This is a genomic window from Planococcus soli, from assembly GCF_016881065.1.
Classification (GTDB): Bacteria; Bacillota; Bacilli; order Bacillales_A; family Planococcaceae; genus Planococcus; species Planococcus soli.
The window spans coordinates 485,902-505,869 of the sequence record NZ_WXYN01000016.1 but is presented as its reverse complement, the minus strand read 5'-3'; the positions used below and the strand labels follow the sequence as shown (position 1 = coordinate 505,869).

The following is a 19,968-nucleotide window of genomic DNA, read 5'->3' as shown; positions in this document are numbered from 1 at the left end:
TGCCCGCTGAAGATTAACCCCACTGACGGTCTTTTTGAACAATTAAAAACCCGGAAGCCATTGCTTCCGGGTTGATGTGATGAAATTTACCGTGCCAGCAGGTATTCGACATAGGCACGCCAATGCGTATTTTTGGCATATTCAAAATCAGGCTGATGGCTTGGAAACGGCATGAAGACTTTAGGAGGCGATACGAAATTTTCCAGCTTTTCTTCATTGATGACCATTGTTCCAGCTTCCGGGCCTTCGGACAGCACAGTTTTTGCCCCGTCTTCAAAATCGGCTGCCACTGTGAGTGTCTGGGGGCGGCCATTGATATTCAAGAGATGAATTTCGCCGTCAACTCCGTCGTAATCGAAAAGCCAGCCAGTTGGAAGTGCAACTGCATCTTCAGCTGTTTCCAAAGTGATAGCCGCATTGACATTGTTGCCGTATGGCATCGCATGATCGAGCGGCTCGTCTGCAACAATCCGCACTTCGTAGTAGGCCAGCGGGTTGTTTTGCTCTTTTGGATCCAGTTGATGATAGGCTTCCAGCCAGTTGGACTCTTCAGCCGGCATTTCGGAAACGCTTTGGACAGTTCCTGTGGCAACGCCCTCGATGCCCTCGCCTTGAATTTTCACCACGTCTGCCACTTCCACAAGCGGCCATTCATCTTCCAGCACATAGCTGAGGAACACTTTTTCATTGGAATAAATTTCAATGCTCAACGGTTCTGTATCCCGGTTGATTTTGGATATTGTACCATCCACCGGACTGATGACTGCCGGATTTGACAGATTTTGCGATAATTGCGCATCAAGCACAGCCAGTTGCGAATCGATGGAAGCCAATTGCTGTTCGGCCTGTGCGATGCCCGCAGCGTAGGAACCGTCCTGCGGAACCGCTACCCCAACCGAAACATTGACATCAAACTGGATGGTTTCATCGTCTTCATTGGTGATTTTGGAATTATCGGTTGCGTCCTGAGACACTGGACCTCCTTGGGCTGCTCTTGCCTGTTGAAGAGTGGCAAGCGAACTTTCCACTTCGGTCTGCTGCCCTTCCAAAGCGGTTTTCTGGGTTTCCCAAATCGCACGCTGTTCTTCGGTTTCTGCTTCGTTTAAGGTAGCCAGTTCAGCTCCTGCAGTGACGCTGTCGCCTTCACCCACCAGCCATTGCTGAAGCGCTTCGTGGTCCTGCACGTAGATTTCCACAGTTCCCTGCGGTGCAGCCAAAGCTTCTTTGTAGAGATTGGTCTCGTATGCCCGCGTATAAGCCTGCTCATAGTCGCTGACATAGACACTTTTGGACAGGATGCTTTTCTCGCCGAACATCAAAAGGGAGTTGGCCGTCAAAAAGGCAATGACCGCTACGGATAAACCGATAAAAAAGAACCTATTCAAACGGATTCCCTCCTTCCATGAAGCCGCTCAGCATATCGTCCACTGGAATGAGGCTGAATGATGCCACAATCAAGGCAGCAATAATGTGAAGCATGATCAAGCCGAATAACACGAGTTTCGGATTAATTTTTGTAAAACTGCGGATAAACCGGTACTGTATTGCAATGACCAGGGAAGTGAATAAAGTCAGCTGGTTAAAGAAATAAATCAGGAAGTCATTGTCCAAAAACGTGGAAGCGATCGGCCCGAACGAGAAAATTGAGACGGACATCGTAAAACCCGTCAAAGCAAATAAAAGGAAAATCAGTCCCTTTTCGATGACTAGCAAAGCGGTGACATAAGTCTGCATAATAATCGCTGGACGCCATGGCATCCTTAAAATTTTGCTGAATAAAAAAGCGGCTCCGTAAAGATGGAAAGCCAAATAAAAGCCAGCCCATAGGAGCGTACCCGCAAGCGAGGTCCAGCGCGCCAATGTATAGGCATCCCACATGCCAGCTGCCAAAAGCGGTGTCAGCGACTCGGTGTTCATGCCCCAGATTTCACTGAGCGCAAAGACCAATAGGCCAATCGCAATGATACAGGCTATGCGCTTATTGACGTTGCGCATTTCAGTATGTTGGATATTATGTATAAGTTGCCCTTGTCTTGGGAAAAAGTGCCAGAATCTAAAGTCTGATATCATGCGTATAGTTCCTTTCAAGGCAATTGACGTTCTGCTTCACTTTACTTTACCAAAAAAGCTTCCCCTTTGGAACGCATTAGCTGGTACATTTTTCAATATTTGAAACGTTTGAGCCAAAAGACATAGGAGCGTGGTTAATTATTTCTGAACAGGCCAGCAGACCGGGTCTGAGTAGGGAAATCGCTTCTGGCGGACGCTTTCGCTCTTTCTAAAGGTGCTTCGTTTTCTAAGAAGTTAAAAGCTTTTGCAAGGAAACAAAAAAGTGAGGGGCAATATCATAAATCCTTTCAGAAACTGTCGTCGATTATCCAGCACCGAGCTAAGGCGCGTTAACGGAGCGGGTAGAGCAGTTTTACCAATTGATTTCTTTGTTCAACTTATGCGGTTAAAATTCATCTAAAAAAACACAAAAAAAGGAAGGTTGTTCTTGGTGAACAACCTTCCTTCCAATCGTATTAAGCTTCGATAATCCGGTATTTCTTATGTGAAATTACGGTCATGTTGGATGCAGCACCAATTTCTTTTGCATCTTCTGGTGAGATTTCAACAATCACTGAGTTATCCATAATTTTAAAGATGGTGCCGTTAACATCGACGCCGTTGCGAGTGAAAGATATCCATTCGCCAATGTAGCGGGCCGCTACGAATTCTGATACTTCTTTTTCATGGGGTTGGAATGCCATCATTACCACGCCTCTCTTTTGTGAAACACTATCTATCCATTATAGCACAATTCGTCATGGATTTCATCCTTTAGCAAGCCCTGATTTTAAATGAAGTTATTTGGAAAGCTATTGCCAGCGGGCTTTTGGAAAATTCAAAAAGAGGTTGCCTCTTTAGGAGTCCAGGACTTCTGTTTCCGTGAATCGGCGGACTGCACATAACTCTGCTTCATGCTTTGTGCCGGCCAGTTCGATGATTTCCACCGCTTTTCCAGGAGTCGGGGAATGAAGCATCAAACCGTTGCCGTAATAAACACCCACGTGATGCAGCTTTCCTTTCCCTTCCTCGTAGGCAAAAAACAGCAAGTCGCCGATATGCCAAGAGTCTTGGGCATGCTGATCGATCTCAAACCCCTCGAGCGCCTGATCGACCGCATCGCGAGATATGATAACGCCGTTTGCTTTCATTAAATTATAGGTGAATCCCGAACAGTCAAAGCCATAGCTCGACATGCCTGCCCATAAATAGGGAAGGTCCAAAAATTCGGTACCCAACCGGGCAATGTCCAAGCCGCTTCCGAGGGGGCCTTGGTCATAGCCAGCGACGATTTCCACAGTGTCTGCCCCAATCATGGCGTCGCCATCCGGTGTTTGAAGCCGGACAAACTCTCCCAGTTCCTTGACCGGCAATAAGGTATTAAACGATACCGTTTTCAAAGGTTTGAAGTCTTCGGTCCAAAGCTGGGCTTTGTTCGCCGTTACACGGGCATAGCCCAGTTCAGCCAAAGCTTCGACTTCTTTCAATTGGCTCATCGGCACCCAGCCCGGATAGCCGCGCTCGTCTTTTTGGCATGGCTGCCAAAGTGCTGCGATTTTCGCCCAGCCTTCCACCACTCTATCAATCAACACAGGCTCCCCGTAGAGAAGCTGCGTCTGGATGCGGTTGCTGCTTGTCAGGTCGCTGTTCTCTTCGCGACTCATTTCCTGCAGCCATTTATTGATATTCGGGTTTTCCACAATGTTTTCCGCATCGACAGGACGCGCTTTTTCCGGCGCTGTCCAGACGGTTGCGACCGGAACACTGCATACCCATGCCGTTGATTTTGTCTGCAGCAAACTCTTCACCTCCGCCTCTTGTTTAATTCCCCAGACTTTATTGCACACCGGGAAGGATTGTCAAAGTTTTAGCGTCCCCATCCAACCGCGCAAGTGCACCAAGCGGGACAGAAAAATGCGGTTCGCAGTGGCCAATTTTAAAGCCTTTGACAACCGGAATTTTCAACTCGCTAAAGTAATCGGCAAACACTTGATCCAAAGTCAGTGAAGGGGTGTCTTTTGGGGAGACGGCATTCTTAAAATCTCCGATAACAATTCCCGCTGCTTCATCGAACTTGCGAGCCAAACGCAATTGGTTGAGCGTCTCGTCCACTTCGTACGGTTCTATGTTAATAGCTTCAATCAATAAAATTTTGCCTTTGACATCCAAGTCGAATTTAGTGCCGATCGCGCTGCGGATCAGCGACAAATTGCCGCCCACAAGCTCGCCTTGCGCAACTCCGCCCACAAGCGTTTCGAGCGGCGCCACTTCTTCTGTGTAATGCAGTTCAAAAGGCTCGAATAACTGGCCGAACATGCGCGCACTGCGTTCGTGGAATTCCGGTTTGGCAACATCGGATGCCAGCATCGGTCCGTGGAATGTGACCATTTCGGCATACTCTCCGATTGCTGTATGTAAAAATGTAATATCTGAATAGCCCCAGAACACTTTTGGGTTTTCCATGATCATGGCATAATCAATCCGGTCCGCGAAGCGCGCTGAGCCGTAACCGCCGCCTGCACAAATAATGCCCGCCACTTCCGGATCTTCGAACATGGCATGCAAGTCGGACAGACGTTCTTCGTCAGTCCCTGCCAAATAGCCGCGGGAAGCACCGATTGATTTGCCAAGTTTTATTTTTAACCCAAGTTCTTCGAGAAAGGGCAAAGCTTTTCTCAGATTTTCCTGATCCGGTGGACTAGAAGGTGCAATTACACCGACTGTATCCCCTCTTTTTAGTCGATTCGGCAATTTCCTCAACATGATCTACTCCTTTATTCTTTATGTTTTCTTTATTATAGCCTTTTAATGGCATTTACCCCATCAAGCCACGATAGGTTTTCAAAACTCTGTAGATTGAGGGTAATGCTCAAACCTTCCGCAATCTGCAACCAGATCCCTAACATGTCTCAATGTACCAATACCCTCATGATAATTCAAACGAGCTCCTTACAACTCTTGTATAAATTTAGAAAAATATTTTGTTTTTTGAATTTTTAGTCATTTTGTACGATGTTTATCATAAATCAATAATTTATACTAAAAATAAGTTAGCGGATAACCTAACTTGCTGTAAGGTCTTCCATTTACACACCCAATCGAAAAGGAGCGGATGGCGATGAATTTTGACAAAGTACTTGAACTCGGCTGGGAAGATCTTGCAATCGGAGTGGCTGGATCTACAGCAATTATGCTGTTTATCAATTTTTATACTATGATGTAAGGGGTGACTTATGAATTACGCAGAATTATAAAAGCTCTTTTCCTATACAAATGGAAAAGAGCTTTTCATATGTCTTTTTCATATTTAAAAACGCCTCCCCATTGATCCGGAAAGACGTTTTTATCCATAGGCTGCTGGTTTCACTTTACAAACCTCCATATAATTGTTTTGATTCCTGCTGTTGGGCTAATAATTCATCGAACATCGCCCTGTCCCCTGCACTTAATGCTTCATCAATCATTCGGCTGTAATTTTCCTGCTCCAGAAAATAAATCGCGTCAGCCGCTTCTTTTCTGGACTGTTCGTTCACTTCGATCAACTCGGCTCTTTCTTCCTGCAGGATCGCTTGAAGATGCCTGTGAATATCCGACACGAGCAACAATTGGTAGAGAGGCAAGCGGATAAAGCGATTGCCTTTTTGGAAAACGAAGACTTCCGAAAGGTTTTCCACTTGGAACGTATTCAGGTTGACGATAATCTCTTTGCCTTCTACAGGAATAAAGTGAAACAGCTCATCGTCTTTCATGATGGAGAAGTACTGATAGGCAAAAACAAATTTCACTAAATGCCCTTCTTTCTTTGTATAGAACGGCTTCATGAGCTTCACATGCAACATCTGACTCACCCCCATTTTTTTAATATTCTGATTACATATATCATACCATAAAAACCTCTTTTCGAAAATAGTATTGCATAAGAACCTCCTTATATAGTAGACGTTTCAGAACATATTTTTGTCACATTTATTGTTAAAAAAGCCACGAATTCATCTAAAATATTTTCTTCTTCATTCTTTGGTTTTCTTCCTTTAACAGATGGCAATTTTAAAGACCGAAAATCATGAGATCAACATCTATATAGAAATTTGAAAAATTTTGCACTTACGCCTTTTAGCATAGGCGCATGTACTTTTTTAGCTCGAGCAAGCTGTAAAACCCGCATTTTCGACAACCTCCTTTCCAATAAAAAAAACCTTCCGGCTCCCCAATAGATAGGCAGACGAAAGGCTCTCAAAAATAGCTATATTATTATTTGCTGCGCGTTCGTTGGTGGCGATGACGTGGAGCTGCCACCATGAAATGCATTTCGTTTGGATTAATGTAAATTGAGACTTTCTCCATGATATAAGCCACCAGACTATGGAATTCTTCGTCGGACAGTTGCCGTTTATAAAAAATAATTCGATTCATTTTGAAATCAACCTGTACCTGCTCCAAGTAATCCGGAAAAAGGCGGGGATTATAGATGCTGTAACAATTACCATCTGATGAAATTTGCCAACTGATCTTACCAAATACCAAATCGGCTTTTGCATACACTACTTCCCAAGCCACGACGTCCTTCGGATGCAAAACGGACCGCAAGTCGGGGATTTCCAAAACAAACGAATTGAACAACTATCATTCTCCTATCCATATATCTTAATTAGGTATTTATTACTTTTATAATACCATTTAACTTACATAAAACAAGGACTCATTAAAAATAATGGAATAAGATAATGTCCTCTAAAGCAATAACCTATTCTTCACCGTTTACGGAGCAGTCAGAAAGTCGTATAATAGAAGGAAAGTTTTATTTTGGGGCGATGCATATGGCTACGGTTCAATCCCTGGCGAAAAGATTCGAAGATACGATTCACAATTATATGGCTGCTATCGACAAATCGCTTCTTCCGACTCGTGCGTTGGATGAAGAAATGGTTCGAAAAGCAGTCTTTTTAGTGCGGCATGATGGTGTTCAGATTCAATCGTTCAATGAAGAGCGGCTGCTTCTTGAAGCAATCGTCAAAGATGCACATGCAGTCAAAATTATTCTCAACTTCGATAAGCTGACAGCAATTTGCGCCTGTCCGCAGGAACCGATGTGCCGTCATCGACTGGCGGTCATTTTTTCGTTGTACCAAAAGATTGGCTCTCTTTCGGAATGGGTAGCCGCGTGGCGCGAGCCGGAAAACAAACAACTTACATTATTATCTGAAAAGCGCTCTCCTGAGCAGTGGACAAAATTGATCCGCAGCGTATGGCGTGAGGCTATTCCGGATTATACGACCCGCAACTATTTTTATTTTGAACAAATGTACGATGGCCGTTTGAAGAATGCCTTATCTTACGTGCCTTTAGAACGCGAGTGGAAGGTGCTTTACCGCACATATGCCCACTTTATTTCCTTGACTGAGGTATGGGCGACTTTTATATCAGGCACACAAGAAGTCCATCATTCCTTCTTTAAGACGTGGTTTGACGACGAACTGCATGAATTGCGCGACCTGCTTGGACAGCTGCGTGTGCAGCATCGCACTTTCGAAGCGGATGCTTTTTTTGAGTACTTGAAAACCTTGATTCGCGAATTCATGGAAGTGAAGGATGCTTCGTTTTCGCAGCGTTTTACACTTTATCAGCTGTTCTGGACAAATTTGTTTACCACCAATAAACTTCGTGAAGAAGAACTTGCAGCATTGAAAAATCCGGATGAGCGGTTAAAAGCGTTTTTCTCCATTCTATTGAAAAAAGACTTGGATGTCCGGAAAATCTCACCCAATGAAACACATGATTGGGTCGAACTGGCGGTTCTTGCTGAAAATGAGGATCATCCACAAGCATTGTCCAGCATCCTGCTGGCGATCAAGCCGCATGTTAAAACGTTCCTGTTTGAAGGACTATATACACAATACCGCCACCAGTATGTGCGGACACTCAGCCGCCTGTTTTCACAAATTGATTTGAGCGAGCTGGACTGGGAAGATCTGTTCAAGCAATTTGGCCATTACGGCCTGCCCGCTTATTCGGCTTATTTGATTGAAAAGCAGCTATACAAACAGTGGGCAGAGCTGCATCATCTTCACAATTCTCCCTTGTACTTCGTTGAGGAATGCGGGCTTAAGGAAGTTCAGGCGACCGCGCCCGACTACGTGCTGCCCTTGCTCCACCGGTATGCGCTGGCTCATTTGGAGGAGCGCAACCGCCCAAGCTACAAGCAAGCCGTACGCGTCTGGAAAAAGATGAAAGCGGCATGCAAGAAAAGCGGACAAATGGAGTTTTGGACTGCCTATATCAATGAAATCCGCACACAGAACAAACGCCTGCGTGCACTCCAGGAAGAGATCGAGAAAGGAAATCTGATATGAATCAATTCCAAACTGAAGGAAGCCGCCTCTATTATTTAACGATTAGCCGCGGTGAACTCTTTCGCATCCAGGCGACTAATGAAGCAGGCAACCGGATTCCACCGGAAATCTGGAAACCGTATTTGTATTTTCTCGACAAAGACAGCTTTTTCGGCTTGACGGCAGAGACAGATGGCTTGGACTTGGTGCTGACACCCGCTGATTTTGTCCGCCTGTTCCAGCGCGAGCCACATCATTATGTGTTGTTTGCCGGACAGCGTGCAGAAGACGAAGCTTGGCTGAAGCTTGCCGGAAAAGTCGCTGATTCCTTGAGCGATCCCGATTTATGGGACCATGTGACGGTTGAAGACGGAGACATCATCATCAGCAACAAATATGGTGACGAAGAAATTCGCACTTTCCTTAGCGATACCATTCACCATCAATTGCGCCAAAAAGGATTATCGGTGGCCCAGCTGCCTTATATCCAAGGATTTATCCAACAAGCCGGCTGGCAAGGCTTGCCGGATGCGGATGATTACGTCGTCGCGGTGCAGCTGAGCGAACCCGACGCAAATGAATTTTGGTCCTTTAAAGTCGTCATGCGGTCCAAGCGGGGCAGTGTCTACTGGTCCCCTTCCAAACGGCGCGCAGACGAGCCGATCGATAAGGCGTTGCCCGAAAAATGGCGCCCTTTTGCGGAAGATATTCAACAGCGCCAATCGCTGCTATTGAGCTTATGCCCTTCTGTAGAGCGGTTTGACGAAGAACGTTTTTATCATGTCGAATGGACAGACGCGGAAATTCTCGAGTTTCTGCGCAACGACGCTGAAATTTTGCAGGCATTCGGCATCGAGGTATCGATTCCTTCCTGGCTGAAGGCAGTTCAGGAATCAAAAATACGTGTCAAAGCCAATGTCAACTCGCCGATTAAGAAAGCATCGGTTGTCGGGCTTGATCAAATCATCAATTTCGACTGGCAGTTTTCCCTCAATGGCCACGAACTGAGCATGCAGGATTTCCAGCGCCTCGTGTCTGAGAACAAGGAATTTATCCGCATCGGCAATGAATGGGTTCGTGTCGATTCAAACCTGTTGATGCAATTGCGCAAAATGATCGAAGAAGCGGAAGATGCGGATTGGACAATCAAAGACATGCTGTTCCAGAATGTTCCGGAGATCATGTTGGAAGAAACAGCGGATGAAGACGATCCATTGGTGGAATTCCATTTGAACCGATCGTTGAAAACGCTGCTCGATAAACTATTGGACAAGCGCGATTTGCCGGAAACGCCGCTGCCGCAGAATTTATTGACGGAGCTGCGCCCTTACCAGAAAATCGGCTTTGATTATTTGGTATTTATGCGTGAAGAAGGCTTTGGCCTTTGTTTGGCGGACGATATGGGGCTTGGCAAAACTGTTCAGCTCATTACGTATCTGCTGCATGTACACGGGAGAAATCCGGATCAGCCATCGCTGATTGTCTGTCCGACTTCTGTGCTCGGCAACTGGCAGAAGGAATTAGAGCGTTTTGCGCCTGATTTGAAGGTTGTCACCCATTACGGCAGCATCCGTCCGAAAGGCGAAGAATTCAACGCCTTTTTAGCGGAAGAGCAGCCGGATGTCGTCTTATCAACTTATGGGATTGTGTCTTCTGACGGGGATGAAATGCAGAGCCTGCACTGGTCGAGCATCACCTTGGATGAAGCGCAGAACATTAAGAATATGTACACAAAACAATCGCGGACGATTCGGAAGTTCAAAGGCGACCACCATATTGCTTTGACAGGTACGCCGATTGAAAACCGCCTGTCGGAATTATGGTCGATTTTTGATTTTATCAATAAAGGATACCTGTACCGCATCAAGCAGTTCCAGGAAAACTTCATGATTCCGATCGAACGCGACAATTCTGAAGACCATAAAGAGAAGTTGCGCCAGCGGATTCAGCCATTCCTGCTGCGCCGGACGAAGAAAGACCCGGATCTGCAGTTGAACCTTCCTGAAAAGCAGGAACAGCTGGAGTATTGCCCACTGACGCCTGAACAGGCCGCTCTTTACGAAGGGCTTGTCCAGGATACGGTGCAGAAAATGGAGACGCTCACAGGTTTCGAGAAAAAAGGGCTGGTACTGAAAATGCTGAGCAAATTAAAGCAGCTATGTAATCATCCGTCCCTTTATTTGAAAGAGCCGTATACGAGCGCCGCTGAAATCCTGCCCCGTTCTCAAAAACTGGAGCGCATTGTGACCTTGGCCGGGGAAATTGCTGAACGCGGGGAACAATGTTTGATCTTTACGCAATACATCGGAATGGGGCATTTGCTGCAGCAGGCCATCAACGAGCTGTATGGCCACGAAGTGCCATTCTTAACCGGCAGCATGCCGAAACAGCAGCGTGATTCCTTGGTAGCTTCTTTCCAGGCTGGAAAATTCCCAATTTTCATCTTGTCCTTGAAAGCGGGTGGCACCGGCCTTAACTTGACGGCTGCGACACACGTTCTTCATGCCGACAGATGGTGGAACCCTGCTGTGGAAAACCAGGCGACTGACCGTGCTTATCGGATTGGACAGACGCAATTCGTCCATGTCCATAAATTTGTGACTATCGGGACCATCGAGGAAAAAATCGACTCCCTGTTGGTGCAAAAACAGTCTATGTCTGAAGAATTCATTCAATCCAGCCAATGGATGACCGATCTTTCGGATAGTGATTTGAAAGAACTGTTCACTTATTCACTTTAAATAGCTTTAAATAAATCCGGCCAGGTCCCCACCTGGCCGGATTCCCCTTTTAGACGTGAAAATTCACCCTTTTTTAGCGGAACGGAAGATCGATTTCAGTTCACTTAGTTCCCGCTCCGCCTCTGCCAGTCGCTGATGGAGCAAAGCCGTTAACTTTATCAATTGCTCCATATGCACTTCCAGTTGCAGCTGTACATCTTTTGGCATCGCTAAGTGCCTCCTTTGTGTAATCGCTTATGCGTTCACCTGTTCCGTCCCCGGCGGCTGGAAATCGAAGTCTGCATCAGACTGCGGTGTCTCCTGCTGAGGGACGGTTTCTTCTTGTGGTTTTCTTCTGTCGAGAAAGCGGATCTGGTCTCCCAGCACTTCTGTTACATAGATACGCGTGCCATCTTCTTTGTCATAGGAACGTGATTGCAGGCGCCCGGTGACCGCGACAAGTGAACCTTTGACGCAGTATTTTGAAACATTGTGGGCTGGCTTGCCCCAGGTCGAGCAAAGAACATAGTCTGTTTCCGTTTCTCCTTTCTGGTTTTTATAGTTCCTGGAAACTGCGACGATGAAGGATGTATGTATTCGCCCTTCCGTCAGCACGCGCATTGATGGATCTTTTGTTAACCGCCCTACAATTCCAACTTGGTTCATTTTCTCACCCCCTTTCGCTTATCTAGAGCATACTAAGAAGATTGAATTCTTTGCAAAACCGAAAAAATTATTTTTTGCGCTTTTTCCGCTTTCATATTTCATTTTTGGAAGCATTCCAAAACTTTTTTTCAACGCTGTCTACTGACTTGGCCGCATTCCGGCTTAAATGGCTGCTTGTACCAAAAGTAGTTTTTAGCAGAACAACCGATTTTTTTCATCCATCTTTTCGGTTCGCGTGCTAAATCTTCTCTATGCTATACTGAAACAAAGTAAGCATTGGAGGCATCGCCGCATGAAAACATTTAAAATGCTGTCACTGGGTGTTGAACAAGACGATCAAGTAGTCGATTATCCGGTGCATGATGGCATCATCATCAACCAAGAGAATACTGAGAGATCGTGGATTCTTGAAATGCTCATTGATTTATCCCATCAGGAAATGTTTGAAAAACTAAAGCAAACAGAAGAAATTGTAGCCGTGCAGGTTGTCATTTCCTATCCTGGAAATGAACCGGCTCCCTTTGAAGTTGTAGTTCATGCAGTAAAAGCCATGGGCGACCATATTTCTGTGTTGATGAAAGGCACCTTGAAACGGGCCCGCCGGAAATACGCGGAAACCTTGCTGTCAGAGCTGCTGGAAGATGGTTTTGAAGGGCAGGAGCTGCTGGAACGTTTTGAAACTGATATGCGCACCCGCCCTGGCTTGAGAAAAGACGAGGCAAAATCCTAAAGTTGATCACAATCAAAAAACAGCTTCTGAAGTCACAATGACTTCAGAAGCTGTTTTTCATTTCTAAGAGCGGCAAACAGGATATGCCCATCACTCTTATGCATATAAGAGGTGATTTATTTTGCTGCTACCGGCCCTAAAGCGAAGAGGATATCACATTCGCATGCAATTTCTCCGTCTACTGTCGCAATAGCGTGGCCTTTGCCCATTGAACCGCGCAATTTCGTCAATTCAACTTCCAGACGCAATTGGTCGCCTGGAGTGACCTGGCGTTTAAAACGGCAATTGTCGATGCCGGTGAAAAACGCCAGACGGCCTTTATTGGCATCCAGCTGAAGAACAGCCGCGGCTCCGACTTGTGCCAGTGCCTCCACAATCAAGACACCCGGCATGACTGGATAACCCGGGAAATGTCCATTAAAAAACTCTTCGTTTGCAGATACGTTTTTTAAACCAACCGCTCTTTTGCCTGCTTCGATTTCCAACATCCGATCCACCATCAAAAATGGGTAGCGATGCGGTAAAATTGCCTGAATTTGCTCTGTTGTCAACAATCGATTCCACTCCTTTTATCCCGCTCTAACGGTCAGTAAGGCTCCCGCTTCTTAGAGCGGAAAATCAACTGACCGTAAAAGTCCGATTAGATCAACTAGCACTCAGTGGAAATAAAGAACCCCAGAGTGAAGTTTCTCTTTATTTTCCGCTCATAATATCCAATATGTGCTGCCATGTCTCCCATTTCAGTGCATCCGCTGGCCTGCCATCTCCGATGACGCCAAAGCCCACCATCGCTCCTAAAACAGCTGCTAAAGCAACCAGGGCGATGACGAGGATGATACGGAGCCAGATTGGAAACAGGCGAATTTGAACCCACCACGTTTTTTTCGGCTCTGATGTATCTGATACTTCTTTTTTCGCTTTTTTCCGAAGAGAAAAGTTTTTTTTCAGCTCAGCCATTCACTCTGCCAACCTTTCCATCTACTAAATTCTCGAGTTTGCCGCGAAGCGAACTCGTACAAATTACTATCATTATACTAGAATGAACTATTTTTGCCATTCGCTAATTGGCTCTGTTTTTTCTGGCGAAAGATATTTTCTTTTGCTTCCAGCATCAAACCTGTACCGAGTACAACACATTCCATTGGATTTTCGGCGATGGAAACTGGAACTTCCAACTTTTCAGCCAACAGCCTATCCAGTCCGTCCAACAATGCGCCGCCACCCGTCAAAATTGCTCCGCTTTCGATAATATCAGAAGCCAATTCCGGGGGTGTTTTCTCCAAAACCATCCGTGCAGCCTCGACAATTAACTGAATCGATTCTCTTAAGGCTTCTTCAATTTCTATCGATGAAATCATCAACGTTTTAGGATATCCTGTCAGAATATCACGGCCACGGATTTCCATCTCTTTTTCTTCAGTATGCTTTAATACTGTACCGATTTCCACTTTAATCTTTTCAGCAGTTTTTTCGCCGATCAACAGCTTGTGATGTTGTTTGACGTACCGCATGATTTGCAGGTCAAATCGGTCGCCAGCTACTTTTATCGTTTCACTCGTCACAATGTCTCCCATGGATAAAACAGCAACATCCGTTGTCCCACCGCCAATATCGATGACCATGCTGGCACTTGGCTGATAAATATTAAGGCCAGCCCCAATGGCAGCGACTTTCGGTTCTACTTCTACATACACTTTTTTTCCGCCCGCTTTTTCTGCCACTTCACGGATGGCATTTTGTTCAATGCTCGTTACGTTTGTAGGGCAGCAAATCAAGATGCGCGGCTTGGTCATGAACCCTTTTAGTTTCAAGATGTGTATAAAGTGCTTCAGCATCGCTTCGGTGACATCGAAGTCGTGGATCACGCCATCTTTCAACGGACGGATAGCCACAATATGCTTTGGCGTCCTGCCCATCATTTTGCGCGCTTCTTTTCCGACAGCCAGTACTTCTCCAGTCTTCCGATCCATGGCCACTACCGAAGGTTCGTTCAAGATGATTCCTTTGCCTTTAACGTATATCAATACATTCGCTGTTCCCAGATCAATTCCTATATCTTTAGAAAACATCAAGCCCGCACTCCTTTTAAACCATTTTCCCTGCTTATTCAATCAAAAGATCCCGTCAGCAGCCTAAAAATCTGTTTAGATCACTTGCATTCATTAAGGCGAGCCCTGCTGAATAAAGTTTCTCATTGATCCTATGTATGTTCAAAAAAGATTCTCTTAACTCCATATTTTATCATAGTCAGGATCGCAATGACAAAAATTCCTGAATTCAGCCAGTTCATAAAAAAAGCTTGCGGGGCTGGTTAAAGCCTCGCAAGCCCATATGAAAATCGATTAGACCAATTGTTCAACTTTCGTTTCTGCCTGTTCAACAGTTACACGCTCAATATCTGCACCTAAAGCTGCCAGTTTTGAATGAAAGTTAACATATCCGCGATCTAAATGATACAGTTCGTTTACACGAGTAATGCCATCTGCAGCAAGTCCTGCCAAAATCAAAGCAGCCGCCGCACGCAAATCTGTAGCTGCAACTTCAGCACCTTGAAGAAGGGAAGGGCCTTCCATGATTACTGAACGACCTTCGATTTTAACCGAAGCATTCATGCGGCGGAATTCTTCCACGTGCATGAAACGGTTCTCAAAAACTGTCTCCGTCAGAATGCCGCTGCCAGTGGCTGTCAGCATCAAAGACATCATCTGTGACTGCATATCTGTCGGGAATCCCGGATGAGGCATCGTTTTAATATCGATTGAACGAAGCGGACGGCTCGCACGAACGCGCAATCCTTGTTCCGTTTCCTGAATATCAACACCCATTTCGCCCATTTTGGAAATCAAGGCAGTCATATGTTCAGGTACAGCGTTTTCGATGATGACATCGCCTTCTGTAATTGCAGCAGCAACCATAAATGTCCCAGCTTCAACACGGTCAGGAATGATGTAATGCTCAGCTCCGTGCAATTCTTCGACGCCTTCGATACGCATAATATCCGTACCTGCACCAATTACGCGTCCACCCATTTCATTGATGTAGTTCGCTACATCTACAATCTCAGGCTCTTTAGCCGCGTTTTCAATAAGTGTCGTGCCTTCTGCCAATGCAGCAGCCATCATGATATTTTCAGTTGCGCCAACACTTGGGAAATCCAGATAGATTTTCGCTCCGCGCAGGCGGCCAGTTGTTCTTGCTTCAACAAACCCATTTCCGAAAGTAATGCTTGCGCCCATTGCTTCAAAGCCTTTTAGATGTTGATCAATCGGACGTGAACCGATTGCACAGCCGCCTGGCAAAGCCACACGAGCAAATCCATTGCGTGCGAGAACTGGTCCCATTACCAAAATCGAAGCGCGCATTTTACGCACATATTCAAATTGGGCTTCGCTTGATAATGTAGCTGAAGAATCAATCAGCATTTCATTTTTTTCAGGTGAATACTCAACAGAAACATTCAAGCTCTTCAAAACTTCCTGAATCGTATAGACATCTGCTAAATTTGGTACTTCTTTTATGATGCTTTTGCCTTTTGAAGCCAATAATGCTCCAGCCAATACCGGAAGAACTGCATTTTTAGCACCTTCGACCCGTACCTTCCCCGTTAATTTTTTTCCGCCTTTTACAATGATTTGATCCACTGATATGCCCTCCATGTGTTTAATAGTCATCTATATGTATCCCATATACGTTTAAAAGTCCAATGTCATTATTTAGAAACAAAACCTTTCTTATACTAACCTGTTTTTTAGTAAAAAACAAGCAACTATACTCTCATTTTGCGCTGCTATTTCTACCTGACAGAATATTATTCGGCAGAGACATCATGTATGTGTCCGTCAGGGTGAAAAAAGTCACGTTTTAAATTTATCCTTCTAGACCTTTTCCCCACTGTAGCATGCTTAAACATGGAATATGATTATATTTCCCAGGAAATAATTATTTTGCCGTTTTGCCATAGCCATGAGCTTCAGGGCCATGGCAAAACGGCAAGCTTTAAAACAGATAAGGCAATTGCCTCGACCAAGATGAAATATTTAGGAAAAAAGTAGATACCATGGTCCCGATTGCAATACTGAGAAAAACGTAGAGAATTTGGGCCTGCAGTACATGATGCTTGTGGATCCATTTTTCGAACATTACTGCCCGCATTGCATAAAAAGCGACACCGCTAAAGAAAATATGGCTGAAGATTGAAATCAAAGCCGTTTGCCCAATCATGGTTTCCATCTTATCCATCCTCTCACAAAATAGAAAAAGCGGACAAAAGTCAATTGCCCTTCTGTCCGCTTCTGCTTTTCTTTATTGTCCAGCTTCAGCGGCCTACTCCTCGGACTTAAGCTGCCCTTCCTAAGCGGCAAAAAGCGCCGCTTTGGAAGTTCATCTTAAGCCTGTCGGAGCTGAACGGCCGTTTTCGCTTTTGTTACTGTCTAGCTTCAGCGCCCAGATTCTAGGGTCATAAGCCACCCTGGCTGTGCGGCTGAAAAAATGCCACTTCGCCAGCGCGTCTTATGCCCGTCGAATCTACATGGGCGCTTACGCTTTTCTTTAAATGTTACCCTCATAAACGTTGATACGATTCATCGCACGCTTTAACGCCAATTCTGCACGTTTAAAGTCGATTTCATTTTTATTTGCCTGCAAAAGTGATTCTGCACGTTTAGCGGATTCCTGAGCACGTGCCAGATCGATGTCCGTTGCGCGTTCAGCCGATTGTGCAAGAATGGTCACTTTTTCAGGGCGGATTTCAAGAAATCCACCGTTTACAGCAACCAATTCTGTCGAGTTCTCTTTTTTCAACCGGATTGCACCGATTCCCAGAGGAGCTACTGTCGGAATGTGGCCGGGCAGAACGCCCATTTCGCCTGTTGCTGTAACTGCAATAACCATAGATACTTCTGAATCGTATACCGGGCCGTCGGGAGTGACAATATTGACTGTAATGGTCTTCATTTTTTCCCCTCCTGGTCCCTGGTTTTAGACTTCTACGCCCATGCCTTTTGCTTTTGCAATAACATCTTCAATGCGTCCGACCAAACGGAAAGCATCTTCTGGCAAGTGGTCATATTTTCCATCAAGAATTTCTCTGAATCCTTTGATCGTTTCTTGAACAGGAACATAAGAACCTTTTTGGCCCGTGAACTGTTCAGCAACGTGGAAGTTCTGAGAAAGGAAGTTTTGGACACGGCGTGCACGGTTAACCGTCAGCTTGTCTTCGTCACTTAACTCATCCATACCAAGGATTGCAATGATATCCTGTAATTCCTTATAGCGTTGAAGCGTTTCTTGAACTTCACGTGAGATGTTGTAATGCTCTGGGCCAACAATTTCAGGTGACAATGCACGTGAAGTAGAAGCCAGAGGATCTACCGCTGGGTAGATACCCATCTCAGAAAGTTTACGTTCAAGGTTAGTTGTTGCATCCAAGTGAGCGAAAGTTGTAGCCGGAGCTGGATCCGTATAGTCATCGGCTGGCACATAAATCGCCTGGATTGAAGTTACAGAACCAGTGCTTGTTGTCGTAATACGTTCCTGCAATTGACCCATTTCAGTCGCAAGTGTCGGTTGGTAACCAACGGCAGATGGCATACGGCCAAGAAGTGCCGATACCTCAGAACCTGCTTGCGTGTAACGATAGATATTATCGATGAATAGGAGTACATCCGCGCCTTGTTCGTCACGGAAATATTCAGCCATTGTCAAAGCGGACAAAGCGACACGCATACGTGCGCCCGGCGGCTCGTTCATTTGGCCGAAGACCATTGCCGTTTTCTTGATAACGCCAGAATCGCTCATCTCGTGGAATAAGTCATTTCCTTCACGTGTACGCTCACCAACACCGGCGAATACTGAAAGACCGCCGTGCTCTTGAGCAATGTTGTTGATCAATTCCTGGATAAGTACTGTTTTACCTACACCGGCACCACCGAAGAGACCGATTTTACCACCTTTGATGTAAGGGGCAAGCAAGTCAACAACTTTGATGCCTGTTTCAAGAATTTCAACTTCTGTGGAAAGATGTTCGAATGTAGGCGCTAAGCGGTGAATCGGATCACGGCGCTCTGTAGCTGGAATCTCTTCCCCTAAATCGATAATTTCACCAAGTACGTTGAATACGCGGCCCAATGTTGCTTCTCCAACTGGAACAGTAATAGCGCTGCCCAAATCGGTTACAACCGACCCACGCTGCAATCCATCAGTAGATTCCATCGCAATTGTACGGACTGAATCATCACCGAGGTGAAGAGCCACTTCAAGCGTCAAAACGACTTGAGCTTGTCCGGGACGATCAATATTTACAGTTAGGGCATTGTAGATAGCTGGAAGTTGGCCGTTAGCGAACTTGATATCTACAACCGGTCCCATAACTTGAAGAACGTGTCCTGTGTTCATGCTGTTCCCTCCTGTCTTACTTTTTTAAAAACTTCCTGTCAGGGAAGCTCGCAGTTTTTGTTGTCTAGACTTCAGCCCCCAGATTTTCGGGTCATAAGCCGCCCCAGCTATGTGGCAAAGAGCGCCACTTCGCTGTTTCGTCTTATGCCCGTCAAATCTACACGGGTGCTTACGCTTTTCTTTATTCCAATGCAGCTGCTCCGCCGACAATCTCAGAGATTTCCTGAGTGATTGCCGCCTGGCGGGCACGGTTGTATTGAAGTGTCAATCCGCCGATTAAATCAGACGCATTGTCGGTCGCGCTCTTCATTGCTGTCATAGATGCAGCATGTTCACTCGCTTTGCCGTCAAGAAGGGCCCCAAAGATCAAGCTTTCCGCGTATTGTGGAAGAAGAACTTCCAAAATCGCTTCTGCTGAAGGGTCAAACTCGTAAGATGCAGTAGACCCTGTCGGTTGAATATCCGTCAGCGGCAAGACTTTTGTCTCTGTGACTTCTTGTTGAATAGCTGAAACAAAGTGATTGTAATACATATAAACTTCGTCATACGTACCATCTGAGAACATACCAACAGCTTTGCGCGTTATTTCTTTAATATCCGAAAACGTCGGATGGTCCGGAAGCGCAATTGCACTTTCAAGGATGGTCATTCCCTGTTTTGTAAAGAATTCCTTCCCTTTCCGGCCGACACTCAGGATAACAAAGTCGTCATTGGATGTATGCCGTTCACGGATTCTGCTCGTGACAGTACGAAGAATATTACTGTTATATCCGCCTACAAGGCCACGATCCGATGTAATCACTAAATAAGCGGTTTTCTTCACAGGCCGCGCAATCATCATCGGGTTGCTTGTGTCCGAAGACCCAGCTGCGATGGATGCTACTACATCCTGGATTTTTTCCATGTAAGGAACGAACGCTTTCGCATTCACTTCCGCACGGCTTAGTTTAGATGCAGAAACCATTTGCATGGCTCGTGTAATCTGACTCGTTTTCTTGGTTGACGTAATTCGTGTTTTTATATCGCGTAAAGATGCCACTGGTATTTCACCACCCTATTATTTTTTCTTCATATTCGACTC

20 protein-coding genes are annotated in these 19,968 nt (G+C 45.6%); 3 read left to right on the top strand and 17 right to left on the bottom strand.

The genetic code is table 11. The features are described 5' to 3' along the window. Nucleotides 1–86 precede the first annotated feature (86 nt). The 7 genes from GJB59_RS10225 to GJB59_RS10195 all read right to left on the bottom strand — a co-directional run bounded on the left by GJB59_RS10225 (nucleotide 87) and on the right by GJB59_RS10195 (nucleotide 6,669). Nucleotides 87–1,385, bottom strand: coding sequence for an HlyD family secretion protein (locus tag GJB59_RS10225; RefSeq protein ID WP_142827157.1), 1,299 nt, complete (start codon nucleotides 1,383–1,385; stop codon nucleotides 87–89). Then, complete coding sequence (locus tag GJB59_RS10220) at nucleotides 1,378–2,070, bottom strand: hypothetical protein (protein WP_236015554.1); 693 nt, start codon at nucleotides 2,068–2,070, stop codon at nucleotides 1,378–1,380. Before GJB59_RS10220 ends, GJB59_RS10225 begins: the two co-directional genes overlap by 8 nt. 455 nt (nucleotides 2,071–2,525) lie before the next feature. Beyond that, nucleotides 2,526–2,756, bottom strand: coding sequence for a DUF2187 family protein (locus tag GJB59_RS10215; RefSeq protein ID WP_236015552.1), 231 nt, complete (start codon nucleotides 2,754–2,756; stop codon nucleotides 2,526–2,528). Between the two features lie 150 nt (nucleotides 2,757–2,906). Then, the gene (locus GJB59_RS10210) at nucleotides 2,907–3,848 is read right to left on the bottom strand and encodes a C40 family peptidase (protein WP_142827156.1); all 942 of its coding nucleotides are present in this window, start codon (nucleotides 3,846–3,848) and stop codon (nucleotides 2,907–2,909) included. A gap of 37 nt (nucleotides 3,849–3,885) precedes the next feature. Continuing rightward, nucleotides 3,886–4,809 (bottom strand): S66 peptidase family protein, encoded by a 924-nt coding sequence (locus tag GJB59_RS10205; protein WP_142827240.1) that lies wholly within the window; start codon nucleotides 4,807–4,809, stop codon nucleotides 3,886–3,888. A 608-nt stretch (nucleotides 4,810–5,417) separates the two neighbouring features. Then, the gene (locus GJB59_RS10200) at nucleotides 5,418–5,888 is read right to left on the bottom strand and encodes a transcriptional regulator (RefSeq protein WP_142827155.1); all 471 of its coding nucleotides are present in this window, start codon (nucleotides 5,886–5,888) and stop codon (nucleotides 5,418–5,420) included. Nucleotides 5,889–6,300: 412 nt separating this feature from the next. Next, complete coding sequence (locus tag GJB59_RS10195; RefSeq protein WP_142827154.1) at nucleotides 6,301–6,669, bottom strand: hypothetical protein; 369 nt, start codon at nucleotides 6,667–6,669, stop codon at nucleotides 6,301–6,303. Nucleotides 6,670–6,866: 197 nt separating this feature from the next. Between GJB59_RS10195 and GJB59_RS10190 the strand changes: the two genes are divergently transcribed. Together GJB59_RS10190 and GJB59_RS10185 are read left to right on the top strand one after the other, a co-directional pair. Next, a complete protein-coding gene (locus GJB59_RS10190; RefSeq protein WP_142827153.1) occupies nucleotides 6,867–8,399 on the top strand; it encodes a hypothetical protein in 1,533 nt (510 codons plus the stop codon). Further along, the gene (locus tag GJB59_RS10185) at nucleotides 8,396–11,119 is read left to right on the top strand and encodes a DEAD/DEAH box helicase (protein ID WP_142827152.1); all 2,724 of its coding nucleotides are present in this window, start codon (nucleotides 8,396–8,398) and stop codon (nucleotides 11,117–11,119) included. Before GJB59_RS10190 ends, GJB59_RS10185 begins: the two co-directional genes overlap by 4 nt. A 63-nt stretch (nucleotides 11,120–11,182) precedes the next feature. Here GJB59_RS10185 and GJB59_RS10180 read toward each other — a convergent pair whose 3' ends face one another. Both GJB59_RS10180 and GJB59_RS10175 read right to left on the bottom strand, forming a co-directional pair. Beyond that, nucleotides 11,183–11,326 (bottom strand): hypothetical protein, encoded by a 144-nt coding sequence (locus GJB59_RS10180; protein ID WP_185960003.1) that lies wholly within the window; start codon nucleotides 11,324–11,326, stop codon nucleotides 11,183–11,185. A 27-nt stretch (nucleotides 11,327–11,353) separates the two neighbouring features. Beyond that, nucleotides 11,354–11,764 carry a single-stranded DNA-binding protein gene (locus GJB59_RS10175; protein WP_142827151.1) on the bottom strand — a complete coding sequence of 137 codons (411 nt, stop codon included), beginning with the start codon at nucleotides 11,762–11,764 and terminating at the stop codon, nucleotides 11,354–11,356. Nucleotides 11,765–12,056: 292 nt separating this feature from the next. Here GJB59_RS10175 and GJB59_RS10170 point away from each other — a divergent pair, with 292 nt between their 5' ends. After that, a complete protein-coding gene (locus tag GJB59_RS10170; RefSeq protein WP_142827150.1) occupies nucleotides 12,057–12,494 on the top strand; it encodes a YwpF family protein in 438 nt (145 codons plus the stop codon). Between the two features lie 116 nt (nucleotides 12,495–12,610). Here the strand turns inward: GJB59_RS10170 and fabZ are convergent, their stop codons facing one another. The 8 genes from fabZ to atpG all read right to left on the bottom strand — a co-directional run bounded on the left by fabZ (nucleotide 12,611) and on the right by atpG (nucleotide 19,926). Next, complete coding sequence (gene fabZ, locus GJB59_RS10165; RefSeq protein ID WP_142827149.1) at nucleotides 12,611–13,048, bottom strand: 3-hydroxyacyl-ACP dehydratase FabZ; 438 nt, start codon at nucleotides 13,046–13,048, stop codon at nucleotides 12,611–12,613. A gap of 139 nt (nucleotides 13,049–13,187) precedes the next feature. Next, nucleotides 13,188–13,451: a DNA-directed RNA polymerase subunit beta gene (locus tag GJB59_RS10160; protein WP_142827148.1), complete on the bottom strand. Its 264-nt coding sequence runs from the start codon at nucleotides 13,449–13,451 to the stop codon at nucleotides 13,188–13,190. A 77-nt stretch (nucleotides 13,452–13,528) separates the two neighbouring features. Further along, on the bottom strand, nucleotides 13,529–14,563 hold the full coding sequence (locus tag GJB59_RS10155) for a rod shape-determining protein (protein WP_142827147.1): 1,035 nt from the start codon (nucleotides 14,561–14,563) through the stop codon (nucleotides 13,529–13,531). Between the two features lie 273 nt (nucleotides 14,564–14,836). Beyond that, nucleotides 14,837–16,135, bottom strand: coding sequence for a UDP-N-acetylglucosamine 1-carboxyvinyltransferase (gene murA, locus GJB59_RS10150; RefSeq protein ID WP_142827146.1), 1,299 nt, complete (start codon nucleotides 16,133–16,135; stop codon nucleotides 14,837–14,839). Between the two features lie 355 nt (nucleotides 16,136–16,490). After that, nucleotides 16,491–16,724 carry a DUF1146 family protein gene (locus GJB59_RS10145; RefSeq protein ID WP_142827145.1) on the bottom strand — a complete coding sequence of 78 codons (234 nt, stop codon included), beginning with the start codon at nucleotides 16,722–16,724 and terminating at the stop codon, nucleotides 16,491–16,493. A 318-nt stretch (nucleotides 16,725–17,042) separates the two neighbouring features. Further along, a complete protein-coding gene (locus tag GJB59_RS10140; RefSeq protein WP_142827144.1) occupies nucleotides 17,043–17,447 on the bottom strand; it encodes a F0F1 ATP synthase subunit epsilon in 405 nt (134 codons plus the stop codon). 24 nt (nucleotides 17,448–17,471) lie between these two features. Next, nucleotides 17,472–18,887 carry a F0F1 ATP synthase subunit beta gene (atpD, locus tag GJB59_RS10135; RefSeq protein WP_142827143.1) on the bottom strand — a complete coding sequence of 472 codons (1,416 nt, stop codon included), beginning with the start codon at nucleotides 18,885–18,887 and terminating at the stop codon, nucleotides 17,472–17,474. Nucleotides 18,888–19,068: 181 nt separating this feature from the next. Continuing rightward, nucleotides 19,069–19,926, bottom strand: coding sequence for an ATP synthase F1 subunit gamma (gene atpG / locus GJB59_RS10130; protein WP_142827142.1), 858 nt, complete (start codon nucleotides 19,924–19,926; stop codon nucleotides 19,069–19,071). Nucleotides 19,927–19,968: the final 42 nt, after the last annotated feature.

Bases quoted from the DNA above. Each gene is read 5' to 3' on its own strand.
- GJB59_RS10220 (WP_236015554.1), bottom strand. From the start codon at position 2,070: ATGATATCAGACTTTAGATTCTGGCACTTTTTCCCAAGACAAGGGCAA.
- GJB59_RS10215 (WP_236015552.1), bottom strand. From the start codon at position 2,756: ATGATGGCATTCCAACCCCATGAAAAAGAAGTATCAGAATTCGTAGCG.
- GJB59_RS10200 (WP_142827155.1), bottom strand. From the start codon at position 5,888: ATGTTGCATGTGAAGCTCATGAAGCCGTTCTATACAAAGAAAGAAGGG.
- GJB59_RS10190 (WP_142827153.1), top strand. From the start codon at position 6,867: ATGGCTACGGTTCAATCCCTGGCGAAAAGATTCGAAGATACGATTCAC.
- GJB59_RS10185 (WP_142827152.1), top strand. From the start codon at position 8,396: ATGAATCAATTCCAAACTGAAGGAAGCCGCCTCTATTATTTAACGATT.
- GJB59_RS10180 (WP_185960003.1), bottom strand. From the start codon at position 11,326: ATGCCAAAAGATGTACAGCTGCAACTGGAAGTGCATATGGAGCAATTG.
- GJB59_RS10175 (WP_142827151.1), bottom strand. From the start codon at position 11,764: ATGAACCAAGTTGGAATTGTAGGGCGGTTAACAAAAGATCCATCAATG.
- GJB59_RS10170 (WP_142827150.1), top strand. From the start codon at position 12,057: ATGAAAACATTTAAAATGCTGTCACTGGGTGTTGAACAAGACGATCAA.
- GJB59_RS10160 (WP_142827148.1), bottom strand. From the start codon at position 13,451: ATGGCTGAGCTGAAAAAAAACTTTTCTCTTCGGAAAAAAGCGAAAAAA.
- GJB59_RS10155 (WP_142827147.1), bottom strand. From the start codon at position 14,563: ATGTTTTCTAAAGATATAGGAATTGATCTGGGAACAGCGAATGTATTG.
- GJB59_RS10145 (WP_142827145.1), bottom strand. From the start codon at position 16,724: ATGGAAACCATGATTGGGCAAACGGCTTTGATTTCAATCTTCAGCCAT.
- GJB59_RS10140 (WP_142827144.1), bottom strand. From the start codon at position 17,447: ATGAAGACCATTACAGTCAATATTGTCACTCCCGACGGCCCGGTATAC.
- atpD (WP_142827143.1), bottom strand. From the start codon at position 18,887: ATGAACACAGGACACGTTCTTCAAGTTATGGGACCGGTTGTAGATATC.